Origin of the sequence: Pseudomonas sp. WC2401, from assembly GCF_041200115.1 — a bacterium.
Lineage (GTDB): Bacteria > Pseudomonadota > Gammaproteobacteria > Pseudomonadales > Pseudomonadaceae > Aquipseudomonas > Aquipseudomonas fragi.
The window spans coordinates 3,803,211-3,815,365 of sequence record NZ_CP165623.1; the positions used below are offsets into that span (position 1 = coordinate 3,803,211).

The 12,155-nt window shown below is 58.3% G+C and carries 10 protein-coding genes and 2 pseudogenes; 7 read left to right on the plus strand and 5 right to left on the minus strand.

Annotated features, from left to right (window positions below; genetic code table 11):
- Nucleotides 1–39: 39 nt before the first annotated feature.
- From AB3G35_RS17270 to AB3G35_RS17285, 4 genes are all read right to left on the minus strand, one after another.
- The gene (locus tag AB3G35_RS17270) at nt 40–912 is read right to left on the minus strand and encodes a sugar phosphate isomerase/epimerase family protein (RefSeq protein WP_369781842.1); all 873 of its coding nucleotides are present in this window, start codon (nt 910–912) and stop codon (nt 40–42) included.
- 43 nt (nt 913–955) lie between these two features.
- Nucleotides 956–1,864 carry a dioxygenase gene (locus tag AB3G35_RS17275; protein ID WP_369781843.1) on the minus strand — a complete coding sequence of 303 codons (909 nt, stop codon included), beginning with the start codon at nt 1,862–1,864 and terminating at the stop codon, nt 956–958.
- Nucleotides 1,865–1,919: 55 nt separating this feature from the next.
- The gene (locus AB3G35_RS17280) at nt 1,920–3,359 is read right to left on the minus strand and encodes a sugar porter family MFS transporter (RefSeq protein WP_016781293.1); all 1,440 of its coding nucleotides are present in this window, start codon (nt 3,357–3,359) and stop codon (nt 1,920–1,922) included.
- A gap of 227 nt (nt 3,360–3,586) precedes the next feature.
- Nucleotides 3,587–4,501, minus strand: a complete 915-nt coding sequence (locus AB3G35_RS17285) for a LysR family transcriptional regulator (RefSeq protein ID WP_016781294.1) — start codon at nt 4,499–4,501, stop codon at nt 3,587–3,589.
- A 169-nt stretch (nt 4,502–4,670) separates the two neighbouring features.
- Between AB3G35_RS17285 and AB3G35_RS17290 the strand changes: the two genes are divergently transcribed.
- From AB3G35_RS17290 to AB3G35_RS17300, 3 genes are all read left to right on the plus strand, one after another.
- On the plus strand, nt 4,671–5,468 hold the full coding sequence (locus AB3G35_RS17290; protein ID WP_369781844.1) for a dioxygenase: 798 nt from the start codon (nt 4,671–4,673) through the stop codon (nt 5,466–5,468).
- A 75-nt stretch (nt 5,469–5,543) separates the two neighbouring features.
- Nucleotides 5,544–5,993 carry a nuclear transport factor 2 family protein gene (locus AB3G35_RS17295; RefSeq protein WP_016781296.1) on the plus strand — a complete coding sequence of 150 codons (450 nt, stop codon included), beginning with the start codon at nt 5,544–5,546 and terminating at the stop codon, nt 5,991–5,993.
- Entirely contained in the window at nt 5,968–7,035 is a 1,068-nt protein-coding gene (locus tag AB3G35_RS17300; protein ID WP_106117469.1) for a maleylacetate reductase, read from the plus strand. The genes AB3G35_RS17295 and AB3G35_RS17300 overlap by 26 nt, the downstream gene beginning before the upstream one ends.
- A 91-nt stretch (nt 7,036–7,126) precedes the next feature.
- On the opposite strand, the gene AB3G35_RS17305 is transcribed toward AB3G35_RS17300, so the two are convergent.
- Nucleotides 7,127–8,728: an ABC transporter substrate-binding protein gene (locus AB3G35_RS17305; RefSeq protein WP_106117468.1), complete on the minus strand. Its 1,602-nt coding sequence runs from the start codon at nt 8,726–8,728 to the stop codon at nt 7,127–7,129.
- Nucleotides 8,729–9,117: 389 nt separating this feature from the next.
- Here AB3G35_RS17305 and AB3G35_RS17310 point away from each other — a divergent pair.
- The 4 genes and pseudogenes from AB3G35_RS17310 to AB3G35_RS17325 all read left to right on the plus strand — a co-directional run.
- Nucleotides 9,118–9,390, plus strand: a pseudogene (locus AB3G35_RS17310) (amine oxidase); the annotation flags it as partial.
- A gap of 191 nt (nt 9,391–9,581) precedes the next feature.
- Complete coding sequence (locus tag AB3G35_RS17315) at nt 9,582–10,475, plus strand: nitrilase family protein (RefSeq protein ID WP_369781845.1); 894 nt, start codon at nt 9,582–9,584, stop codon at nt 10,473–10,475.
- A 66-nt stretch (nt 10,476–10,541) separates the two neighbouring features.
- Nucleotides 10,542–11,684 (plus strand): hypothetical protein, encoded by a 1,143-nt coding sequence (locus AB3G35_RS17320; protein WP_369781846.1) that lies wholly within the window; start codon nt 10,542–10,544, stop codon nt 11,682–11,684.
- 73 nt (nt 11,685–11,757) lie between these two features.
- Nucleotides 11,758–11,954: pseudogene (locus tag AB3G35_RS17325) on the plus strand (type II toxin-antitoxin system ParD family antitoxin); the annotation flags it as partial.
- Between the last annotated feature and the right edge of the window lie 201 nt (nt 11,955–12,155).

A 12,155-nucleotide genomic window follows, 5' to 3' on the forward strand; every position in this document is an offset into this window, starting at 1 on the left:
GTTGTTGTAGCCAAGGAAAAATCGGTTATTGCCAGTGCATCAAGCCGGGAACTGGATGTTTTCAAACTGCGCCATCGTCGTGTCGAAGGCCCTTTTGGCCGCAACGTCCAACGGCAGCTTGCGCAACTGGGCACTGATCAGTTCCACGCCCCACGGCCCGCGATAACCGACATTGACAACCTGCTGGATAAACGCGGGAACATCCAGATCCCCTTCGCCGCATAACTTGCGATGATGGGTCGAGTCATTGAGCAATGACTCGACAATGGCGTGGCTGGCATCGTCCAGCTCGATGGACTTGATCAGCTCCAGCGGCAACTTGGCGATTTCGTCAAAATTCATGCCGCCGCGCGCTACATGCCAGGTGTCGACGAGCAAGCCACCGTTGGGGCGCACGCCCTCGGTAACGGCCTTGGCGCGATCAATGGTGTTGACGCTGGAGAACGGTAAAAACTCGATCACCACGTTGACGCCATAAGGCCTGGCCCGGTCGCACAGGACGGCGAACGCATCGCGCATGCGCGGTATATCGGGCGGGCCCTCTTCAAACAAACCACCGGCGACCTTCAAGCTGCGCGCGCCCAGTTCGCCAGCAATCTCCAGCAGCTCATCGCGAACCTTGTCCGAGGCCGCACGCAGCGGGCCATCGAGGTGCCAATCGGTCAGAAACTCGACTTCAAGATGCTTGATACCGTTATCCTGGAAGATACTGCGTACCGTGGGCAGCCCCAGTTTGGCGACGTTATGTACCAGGTCGGCGTGCACCAGGCCCATGCCGCGCCAGCCGGTCCGGGCGGCCGCTTCGGCGCGCGACTGCAGGGAAAAAGGGCTGATCTCGCTGGGCGCGCCCGGGTAGGTATCACCCGCGAGGGTCCAATAAGCAGCAAGCAATTCAACAGATTTGTCGGGCATGACGATCACTTTTGTGAGGTGTTTAAAACGAAAGGCCGCTGTCTCAGGCCGGGCTCAGGACAAAGTCCCAGTTGACGGCCAGAAAGGGGACTTGCAGGTCATAACGCCGGGCTGTGGCCTGGTCGGTTTGGCGGGTGAACTCGGCGATCAATTCTTTTTTTACGCCAAATACCGTGTCTTCATGCAAGTACGGGCAATCGGGGGTGAAGATATGGGTGATAACCTGATCGAAGCCCGGCGCCGTGACGATAAAGTGCAAGTGCGCGGCGCGGTGGGGATGACGCCCCAGCTCGCCCAGCAGCTCGCCCAGCAGCTGGCCCACCGGGCCATCGGCCGGGATCGGGTAATGCCGTGGCTTGACCGTGCGAAAGGCGTAGAAGCCATCGGCGTCAGAGGTGAACAGGCCGCGCAGGTTGTAATCTGGCTGTACGCCTTTTTGCTGCACGTCATAGAAGCCGTCGTCGTTGGTTTGCCAGATATCCAGGGTTGCCCCGGCAATCGGATTGCCTTGGGTATCAAGCACCCGACCGCTGACCAGGGTCGGCTCGCCCTTGCCGTCCAGGCAAATATTGGCGCCGTTCTCATAGCGGGGCGCATCGGCCACATAGAACGGTCCCAGAATGGTGTTCGGGGTCGCCCCCTTGGGGCGTCGGTGGTTGATGGCATCCACCAGCATGGTGGCCCCCAGCACGTCCGACAACAGGATGTATTCCTGGCGCCAGTCCGTGCACATTTGCCCGGTGCGGGTCAGGAACTCGATGGCCCGCAGCCATTCGTCGTGGCTGGGTTCGATTTCCTTGATCGCGGCATGCAGGTGCCGGGTCAGCACTGCCATCACCTCACGCAAACGCGGGTTGGCCTGGTCGCTGATCCGGGCATTGACGATGTCGGCCGAGCGTTCTTCTTCGAAGAGCCCGCCTACCGGGATCTGGTTATCCGAGTACACAGTCATGGCGTGATGTCCTTGTTTATTATTGTTGAAGTCGGGTGCAGCACTGGCTGTCAGCTCAGTAGAGGTTGGCGCTGGCTTCGCCCGCACGCCATCTGCGCCCGCTGAGACGCTGCTGCATATGCTGTTCGATCTGCTCCAGGGTCATGCCCTTGGTCTCGGGAAGCCACAGGGTGCAAAAGATGATCGAGCCGATATTAATCAGCGCAAAGAGGAAGAACGTCATGCCGCCCATCTCGCTCAGCAACACAGGGAACAGGAAGGCGACGATGGCGTTGAACACCCAGAACAGACTGACCGCAATCCCGTTCATCAGGCCCCGGACATGGTTGGGGAACAGCTCTGACATCAGTAGCCAGTAGACCGGGCCGATGCACATCTGCATAAAAAACAGAAACACCAGCACCCCGGACAAAGCCATGTAGCTCTGCAGCAGCGAGTGCGGCATGAAGTTGATCACTACGCCGAGGAAGATTTGCGCCAGCACCACCACAATCAGCCCCATGAGCAGCATCGAGCGCCGCCCCATGCGATTGATCAGCCACATGCCAATCAAGGCCGCGATCACCGAGACCACACCATTGCCGATGGTGGCCACCAGGGCTGCGTGGGTGCCCATGCCGGTTTCCTTGAGAATCATCGGGGTGAAATACACAAAGGCATTGACCCCGGTGAACTGCAGGACAAACCCCAAGGCAATACCGATGCCCAGCAGCTTGAGCAGCCACGGCTCCTTCAGTGCGCTCAAACCAGTGCCTTGGCGTTGTTCCTTGACACATTGCTCGACGATTTCTGTCAGCTCGCTGTTCACCTCGGCCTGCGTATCGCGGATACCTGCGAGGATAGTTCTGGCCTCATCAACCCGGCCTTTACCCACCAGCCAGCGCGGCGATGCAGGTACCAATTTCATGCCGACATACAGCAGCACGGCCGGGATCAGCGAGATGGCCAGCATAAAGCGCCAGGTTAACGGGCTGTCGAACAAGTGCGCCAAACTGGCACTGGCGATATAGGCCAGGCATTGCCCGGAAACGATCATGACCTCGCTCTGACACACCAGCCGCCCGCGATGACGTGGTGCCGCCAGCTCGGCGATCAGCACAGGTACAGTAGAAGACGCACCGCCGACGGCAATGCCGAGGATAAAACGGGTGGCAACCATGGCCCACAGCGTCGGCGCGACGGCGGTGCCCAGCGCTCCCAGTGCAAACAACACCGCCAGCGCCTTGAGCACGCCCAAGCGGCCATAGCGATCGGACAAATGCCCGGCAAACAAGGCGCCAAAGGCCCCGCCAAAAATCAGCGCCGATGCCACCAGCCCCTCAGAGACAGGGTTCAACCCCAAGCCGCCCTGGCTGGCATCGAGCGCCATAAATGGCAACGCGCCGGAGATCACGCCGGTGTCATAACCAAATGCCAGCGAGCCCATGGTCGTGATGGCGGCGATGCGCCAAAGAATTTTCGACGACGCACTCGCCGTGGTTGGGTGATTCGACATGAGGTCAACCTTTATTGAATTTATGTGTTCGCTCAGTGGGGGTGAGACTACTGCGATTGAATCGGAAAACAAATGCGCGATCGGCAAATGTGTTTTCCACCTGGTGGAAAACTGAAGATCACGATCACGGGTGGGCACTGTCGAATGCAGTGCCTTGAAAGGGGTCCGGCGCTTATGCAAGTTCGTCTGAACAAACAGCCGTCAGCGCCGCGCAGCGGATAACGGCATTAACGCGTCCAGTAACGCTCATGTTCATGTTTCTTGAAGTCGGCCAACAGGAACTCGATAAACACTCGCAACTTGGCCGGCATATACCGACGACTTTGGAACGCCATGTTAATGGTCAGCCTGGGCAAGTCCCAATCGTCCAGAACCGGAATCAAACGCCCCGCCACCAGATCGGCATTAATGATGTATTTGGGTTGCACCAGAATCCCCCCGCCCGCCAGTGCCGCAGCCCGCACGATTTGCCCATCGTTGGTTTCCATGATGGGCTCGGCTTTGAACGCCACTTCGTCCTTGCCTTGGGTGAAGCGCATGACACGAGGCTGATTGGCGTGGCTATAGATCAACAGGTCGTGGCGGGCCAGGTCGTCAATGGTTTTAGGCGTGCCCATGCGCTGCAGGTAACCGGGCGATGCGGCAAGTACGCGGCGCGTCTCGGCCAGGCGGCGGATGGTGATATTGGAATCGGGCTCGTACTCCTTGGTTCGGATGGCCAGATCAATATCGCTGTCGATGATGTCGAAGTAGCGGTTTTCCCCCAGCACCTTCAGGGTGATGTGCGGGTACATTTTGCGAAAGGCCGGAATCAGCGGTGCAATATGCAACATGCAAAACGAAATCGACGCGGTCACCGTCAGCGTGCCCACTGGCTGTACCAGCGACTCGTTGAGCGATGCCTCGGCCTCCTTCAACTCGCCCAGCAGACTTTTGCAGCTGCCGTAGAACTGATGGCCCAGATTGGTCAGGGCCAGACGTCGGGTGTTGCGGTCGATCAAACGAACATTGAGACGCTGCTCCAGAGCCACCAGATGCCGGCTGGCTGCCGCATTGGACAAACCCAGCAGTTCGGCTGCTTTGGTCAAGGTCCCCACTTCAGCTGTTAATACAAAAAGTTCAAGTTCGGTCAGTCGATCCAAGGCGTACTCCTTTTTTATTCTTTCATATATGAAATAAAGAATTCCATATACGGCCTTTTCTTACATTCTGCGGAACTATAACGTGCGGCGCTATGGCAGAGAAGCCAATCCGCCGCCATTACTTGAGATGGCCAGGCAACTACAGAGCGCACATAGTCTGGGAGTCAACATGCGCAACTTGGACGAAATGACCATCACCCAAGCCGTGCTGGCCAATAACAGCGCTATCGGCGACACCCGTTTGTGCGAAATCATGACCAGCCTGGTGCAAAACCTGCACGCCTTTGCCCGCGATACCAAACTGACAGAAACGGAATGGCAACGCGGCATCGACTTTCTTGCCCAGACCGGTGCAGCCAACACGCCACAGCGCCAGCACTTTGCACTGTTGTCACATGTGCTTGGGCTTTCCACCCTGGTGCTTGCGCAAAATGACCGCAAGCCTGCAGGTTGCACCGAGACGGCGGCGTTCCATGCGCCATCGGCACAACCCGTCCTGCACCTCGATCCAGGCGCTGATCTGAGTGCCGGTGCCGCGCCCCCGAAAGGCTATGTGCGCGGTGCCGTGCTGGATACCAGGGGCAACGCCATCCCCCATGCCACGCTGGAAGTCCAACCTGGCTGCACCCATGCGACCCGCCACATCGAGCGGGCCCTGCTGCAAGCCGATGAACAGGGGCGCTATCACTTTTGTACCTCCCTGCCGGACAACCCGCGCATTCTTCCTGATGGCCCTGCAGGCCAGTTGCTTGCCGCGTTGAACCGACCGGACAGGCGCCCTGCGCACCTTGAGTTCACCGTGCAGGCTCGCGGTTATCAGCGGCTGACCACCCAGGTGTTTCGCCAGGACGACCCTTGCCTGGATTCGGACCCGTTATTTGGCGTGCGCTCCTCACTTATTACGCAGTGGCAACGCCACCCGGGCGGTATGACCCCTGCAGGCACGTTCAGCAATGAACCGTTTTAGACCCTGGCCTTCGATTTCGTTCTGGCGAACGAGTAGGCCGCATCACTGCACTGTTATCTACCCGCCGAGGTCAGCATGAACAGCGATTCAGCCACTACCGCCTTGATTGCGTCATTGGAAAACCAGCGCTATCAGGCGATGCAGCAGGGCGACCTTGACAGCTTCAAGCGCCTGGCCCACCCCGAGTTGGTCTATGTGCACTCCAATGGCGTGCAAGACGATCTCAGCCGTTACCTGCACAAGTGCCATAACGGGCTTTACCACTATCACCGCATCGATCACGCCGTGCATGACGTGCGCGTGTACGGCGATATCGCATTGGCCTTTGGGCACATGTCGGCCGATATCGTGTCCCACGGCGTGGCCAAGAGCCTCAACAACCAAACACTGAGCGTCTGGACCAAAACGGGAGAGCGCTGGCAACTGTTGGCCTATCAGCCCACCCCGGTCGCCCAGCGCCCTGCCCCATCCCCGCCCGCTACCTCTGGAGACCTGCCTTATGTCAACGCCCCCATTCATCTATAACGGCCAGCCGTCACGCGTCATATTTGGCCAGGGTTCACTGCAGCAACTGGAGGCGGAAATCGATCGGCTAGGCGCCAGGCGAGCTCTGGTTCTCTGCACGGCGGAACAACATGCCCAGGCCGAACAGGTGGTGAACTTGCTCGGTAGCCGGGCAGCCGGCATCTTCGACAAGGCGGTGATGCACGTTCCTGTCGAAACGGCACAGCAAGCCCGGGAAGTGGCCCGCAAACTGGGAGCCGACTGCGCCGTGGCCATCGGGGGTGGCTCTACAACCGGGCTGGGCAAGGCCATTGCAATGGACTCGGGCCTGCCGATCCTCGCCATACCGACGACCTACGCCGGTTCCGAGATGACGCCCGTTTTCGGCCTTACCGAAAATGGCCTCAAACGCACCGGCAAAGATCCTCGGGTACTGCCAAAAACCGTGATTTACGACCCCCAACTCACGGTCAGCCTGCCTGTCGAGATGTCGATCACCAGCGGCATGAATGCCATCGCCCACGCAGCCGAAGGCCTGTATGCCCAAGATGGCAACCCGGTGATGTCATTGATGGCTGAAGAAGGTATTCGGGCTCTGGCCGAAGGCATGAAGGTCATCCGTCACAACCCGACCGATCTCAATGCACGGGGGGACTGCCTGTATGGCGCCTGGTTGTGCGGCACGGTTTTGGGCAACGTGGGCATGGCGTTGCATCACAAGCTTTGCCATACCCTGGGCGGCAGCTTCAATCTTCCCCACGCCCAGACCCACACCATCGTGCTACCACACGCCATTGCCTACAACCAGTCGGCGGCACCCGGCCTGTCACGCATCTGCCGGGCATTAAACGTCAAGGATTGCAGCCCTGCGGCGGCCTTATTTGACCTGTCCAGCTCACTGGGTGCGCCCACCCGGCTCAAGGACCTGGGCCTGAGCGAGGCCGACCTGGACCGTGCCACAGATATTGCCCTGTCCAACCCGTACTGGAACCCGCGCCCGATCGAAGCAAAGGCCATTCGACAACTGCTCCAGGACGCCTACGAAGGTGTGCGCCCCCGATAACCCCGCAGGCAAGCACTTGCCTGCTGCCCTACAAAAGCCCCTCCCTGCCCGCTTGGGCAGGGAGGGGCTTTTACGTGACAGCAGATGCCGCCTACTTGTCCAGGCTGACCCCGTAGAACGGCGTCAGCCCAAAAGGGCTGATCTTGAAGTCGGTCACTTCCTTGCGCATGGGCTGGAACACCGTCGAGTTGGCAATAGGTGTTATCGGCACCTGTTCCTTGAGGATTTTCTGTGCCTGTTGATACCACTGGATGCGTTGCTCACGGTCGTTACTGACCTTGGCCTGCTGCACCAGTTTGTCGTACTGCGGGTTACACCATTTGGCGTAATTGCTGCCCTTGACCGCTGCACAACTGTAAAGCACGCCGAGCCAGTTATCCGGGTCGCCGTTGTCGCCCGTCCAGCCGTAAATCATCACATCGTGCTCGCCATTTTTCGCGCGCTTGATGTACTCGCCCCATTCGTAGCTGACAATATTGGCCTTGATCCCTACCTTGGCCCAATCCTGCTGGATGATTTGTGCCGACATGCGCGCATTCGGGTTGGAAGCGCGTTGCACGGTCATCGCCCACAGGTTGATGGTGGTGCCCGGGGCAACCCCGGCTTCTTTTAACAGCGCCCGGGCCTTGACCGGGTCGTAGGGGGCATCCTTGATGGTCGGGTCATACGACCATTGCGCCGGCGGCAAGGCGTTCTGCGCCAATTGCCCGGCGCTCTGATACACAGCCTTGATGATTGCCGGCTTGTCGATGGCCATGTCCAGGGCCTGGCGCACCTTTAGCTGGTCCAGCGGCGCATGTGTCACGTTGTAGGCCAGAAAGCCCAGGTTGAACCCGGGTTGTTGTAGCACCCGCAGGTTGGGATCCTGCTTCATCACTTCGATATCCGCGGGCCGCGGGTAGCCGCTGACCTGGCACTCCCCGGCCTTGAGTTTCTGCAAGCGCGAGGCCGCGTCCGGGGTAATGGCGAAGACCAGGTTGTCGAGTTTTACATCCTCGGGCTTCCAATACTGTTTGTTGCCGACATAGCGGATCTGCGAGTCCTTCTGATAACGCTTGAACACAAACGGCCCGGTGCCCACCGGTTTTTGGTTGATCTCTTCGGCCTTGCCCTGCTTGAGCAATTGCGCAGCGTATTCGGCCGATTGCACCGAGGCGAAACTCATGGCCAGGTTTTGTACAAATGATGCATCGACGTTATTGAGGTTGAAACGCACGGTGTGGTCGTCGATTTTGTCGACGCTCTTGATCGTGGTGTTCAGGCCCATGTCGGTGAAATAGGGCGACTCGGAGGGGTAAGCCTTACGAAACGGGCTCTCGGCATCCAGCAGGCGAGTGAAAGTGAACAGCACGTCATCTGCGTTGAAATCCCGGGTCGGGGTGAAGAAATCGGTGGTATGGAACTTGACGCCCTCCCGCAGGTGGAAGGTATAGGCCAGGCCGTCTTTGGAGACATCCCAGCGGGTGGCCAGGCCGGGTTCGACTTCGGTGCCACCGCGCTTGAACTGGGTCAGGCGGTTGAACACGGTTTCGGCGGAAGCATCAAAATCGGTGCCGCTGGTATATTGGCTGGGGTCGAAGCCGGCCGGGCTGGCCTCGGAACAGTAGACCAGCGTGCTGGCGGCATGGGCAATAGGCATAAACGCCAGGAGGCCGGCGGCAAGGAGGAGCGGTTTGAAGGCGATTCTGTCCATGGAGACCCCAAAAATGGCAGGTGTAGAAGCAGCGGCACAAACGCCAGCGGCGCCCGGCGAGAGTACCGCCGTGGCGGCGTATCAGTCGAGTGGCGCGTGCGCCTGCAGGGTTTCCAGGTCACTGCATGACGCCAACACCTGGAACAAAATCTCGGCAGCCGTATCTTTGGTGTCCATTCGATTGTTCAGATACAGCTGAACGTGCTTGAGAAGCCAGCGATGATGATGCCGCTTGCGCCTTCCAGCTAACTGCGCGGATCTCCCCGCTCCTGCATGGACACGATGATTTCAGGTAGTAACTATCTAACTCCACTCACTCACAACCTGCCCCTACATTTTCAGCCAATTTCCAAAAACCAGTGCATCGTAGGAGCGTGAACCGTGACGATTGGATCACCGACAAAAATGCCCTGGGATGCGCCAAGCTGTATCGCGCAGGCACCTATTACAAAGCGGTTAGCTTGATGAAGTACAACCGCGACTTTGCCCATCTCTCAGGCCTGTATTTATCGGGAGAGTCGTTTTCCGTTGATGCGGGCTGGACCGAGCCTTGTTTGCGTGGCGCGATCGATGCCGTCATCCACCTGTGCCATACCACGCACGCACAGTTCAACGGAGGCTTTACGCTGGATAATTATCCCGAGTATCGGGCACGACCTTAAGGTCGGTTGTTAAACAGCTTTTTACGCACCAACGCCTCCCCTCATGTTGTCCATACATACATGTCGCTCAAAATTTACGCCTACGGACTACAACCTGAGAGGAATCCGGCGATAGACGCTGGCACGGGTAACTCTTCCTACTAAATGGCCACCAAGAGGTGGCCCCATAACAACAAGAAGAGGTGTCAGTTATGAGCGAGTCTGTCGCAGTCAGCCCGGTACGTGTTGCAGTTATCCAGTTTGATCCGCAAGTGGGCACCGATAATTGTCTGTCGAATCTGGACATGAGCCTGGAGTTGGCTGCGCAAGCGGCCGAAAACGGAGCGAATCTGATTGTGCTGCCCGAGCTGGCCAACACGGGCTATCTATTTGCCAATCGCCAGGATGCCTTCAACCACGCCGAAAGCATTCCAGATGGCCCAAGCGTTCAGGCATGGACCCGCTTTGCTCAGGAATATGAGGTGTATCTGGTTGCAGGCCTGGTCGAACAGGACGATATGCAGCTGTTTGACACGGCGGTATTGCTGGGACCGGACGGCTATATCGGCAAATACCGCAAAGCGCATTTATGGAACCAGGAAAAGCTCTGGTTCACACCCGGGGATATCGGTTTTCCGGTATTTGAAACCCCGATCGGACGTATCGGCCTGCTGATTTGCTGGGATATCTGGTTCCCCGAAGTACCCCGCCTGCTGACTCAGCAAGGCGCCGACATTATTTGCAGCCTCAACAATTGGGTATGGACGCCACCGCCGCTGTTTGATGCTTCCGGCAAATGCATGGCCACTTACCTGACGATGACCGCAGCACACGTTAACAATGTCTTTATCGCCGCCGCCAATCGGATTGGTCAGGAGCAGGATGCACGCTATCTGGGCTGCTCGCTGATTGCAGGCACCAATGGCTGGCCCATCGGGGAAGTGGCTCCGGCGGACGAGCAAGCCATTCTGTATGCCGATATCGACCTGTCTACCGCGCGCAGCGCACCTATCTGGAACAACCTGAACGACCTGTTCCGTGACCGCCGCGTCGATGTGTATGACGAGATGCTTGGCTATGGCCATCACTTCCGCTTCCCACGTTGATCGGGGGCAGTCATGGAACATACATCTGCAAGAGAAGTTTCAGGATCTGCTGCACGTCTGCTGATTATGCTTATTGGCATTGCGCTGATGTTTGGCGCAGTAACCGCCTGGGTGGCCGTGGGGTATTGCGCAAACAGCACCGCTTGCTGGCCCACCTACAGCGACATGATGAACAGCATGCCCTCCCCCTGGGCCTGGTTGCGCTGGGTGCTTGGCGATATCAGCGAAGTAGCGCTTTACAAGCATGAGCTTGCCTCACTGGGCTTGTTACTCGGAGGCGCGCTGGGTTATTGGGCCAGCCGCTACGCCCAATCCTGGCAAGGGTTTAGCATCAGCTATGGCACGGGTTTGTGGCCGTGGTTGGTGACCAGCTCACTGTTGGGGTTGCTACTGAGCAATGCCCTGTGGGGCTGGACCCTGACCGCTGACACCTGGCAACCCACCTTCGCCGCTTTCGTGTCATTACCCGCTGCCATGGTGCTGTTCTTTGGTGCCGGCTGGAAAGTCACCCTCAATGGCGCAATTCTGGGTGCGCTGCTGGTCACGCCGTCCTGCCTGCTGATCGTGAACTTCGTGTGCGTGCCCCTGGGATTGCCTGCGGTGATTGGCAATGTGCTAGGCATGGCACTGGGCAGTGTGGCAGCCTTTATGTTGTGTCGGCGCTTTCCAGCGCTGGTGGCACCCAAGCATGAGCAGAAACCAGAAAATCCACCCATAACTCCTGAGAAAAAGCCGAACTACGGCGTGATCTGGACATTACGTCGCGTACTGGCGGACTTTTCCGAAGCGCCATTTTATGGCAATGAGTGGGCCAGCCTGGGCATGCTTGCGGGGGTGCTACTGGCTTACGCCTTGAACCCGTTAAGCCCTGCCTATGGCTCTGGGCTGCTGTTGCCTATGCTCGCTGCGCAAGCGTTGACCTCATTGGTGGGCGTCATTGTCTGGCGCCGGCAATGGCAAATCCGCGGCTGGTATCCCACCTATGTGCCACTGGTTTCAGTCGTGCCTGCAGCGGTGTTGACTTATGGCGGCGATTTTACAGTGATGATCGCCAGCGCACTGCTCGGTGCCCTGATCGCACCGCCACTGGCCTGTGCCATTGCGCAGCGATTACCCAAGTACCTGCATCCCTATATCGGCAATGTGCTGTCGATGGCAATCAGTACCTTGGTGATCTTGCCTGTGATCGGTTTTATGATTGCTGAATAGCTTTAAAACCTGTCGAAATCTCGGAAGGCCTCGGTTTTTTTGGGGCCTGCCCCCTCACCAAAAGTCAAAGCACATGCGTTTGAATCAACGTACAAAGTTCCCGGTTGTGGGTAAAACCATTACGATGAGTGATCAGCAGGATGGCTGGATCAAGGCGCAGATTGAAGCTGGGCACCACACCAATGACAGCGAGGCATTCTTGATCTGATCCGTCGTAAGCAGGAGTGCAGCGCAGAGGTAAATGCCACTCATGCTGCGCTGCGTGCAGGGGGTTGGGCTCTCGCGTCTGCATAAACTCCGCTGCCGGAGACAGTAAAGGGGGCACACTGCGGCACCAGCATTTGTGACGGTGGCAGATCCAGAAGGCGTTAATAGGCCAAGGTAGTACACACCGGTGTAAGGATCGGCGCGGTCAAGGCACCGGCTGCGCTGCTTCCTGGCAAGGCCATCCTCGACTTCAAAACATCTGCA

What these genes read in the sequence shown, in the direction of transcription:
- AB3G35_RS17270 (WP_369781842.1), bottom strand. Translation starts at nt 912, where the DNA reads ATGCCCGACAAATCTGTTGAATTGCTTGCTGCTTATTGGACCCTCGCG.
- AB3G35_RS17275 (WP_369781843.1), bottom strand. Translation starts at nt 1,864, where the DNA reads ATGACTGTGTACTCGGATAACCAGATCCCGGTAGGCGGGCTCTTCGAA.
- AB3G35_RS17280 (WP_016781293.1), bottom strand. Translation starts at nt 3,359, where the DNA reads ATGTCGAATCACCCAACCACGGCGAGTGCGTCGTCGAAAATTCTTTGG.
- AB3G35_RS17290 (WP_369781844.1), top strand. Translation starts at nt 4,671, where the DNA reads ATGCGCAACTTGGACGAAATGACCATCACCCAAGCCGTGCTGGCCAAT.
- AB3G35_RS17295 (WP_016781296.1), top strand. Translation starts at nt 5,544, where the DNA reads ATGAACAGCGATTCAGCCACTACCGCCTTGATTGCGTCATTGGAAAAC.
- AB3G35_RS17300 (WP_106117469.1), top strand. Translation starts at nt 5,968, where the DNA reads ATGTCAACGCCCCCATTCATCTATAACGGCCAGCCGTCACGCGTCATA.
- AB3G35_RS17305 (WP_106117468.1), bottom strand. Translation starts at nt 8,728, where the DNA reads ATGGACAGAATCGCCTTCAAACCGCTCCTCCTTGCCGCCGGCCTCCTG.
- AB3G35_RS17315 (WP_369781845.1), top strand. Translation starts at nt 9,582, where the DNA reads ATGAGCGAGTCTGTCGCAGTCAGCCCGGTACGTGTTGCAGTTATCCAG.
- AB3G35_RS17320 (WP_369781846.1), top strand. Translation starts at nt 10,542, where the DNA reads ATGCTTATTGGCATTGCGCTGATGTTTGGCGCAGTAACCGCCTGGGTG.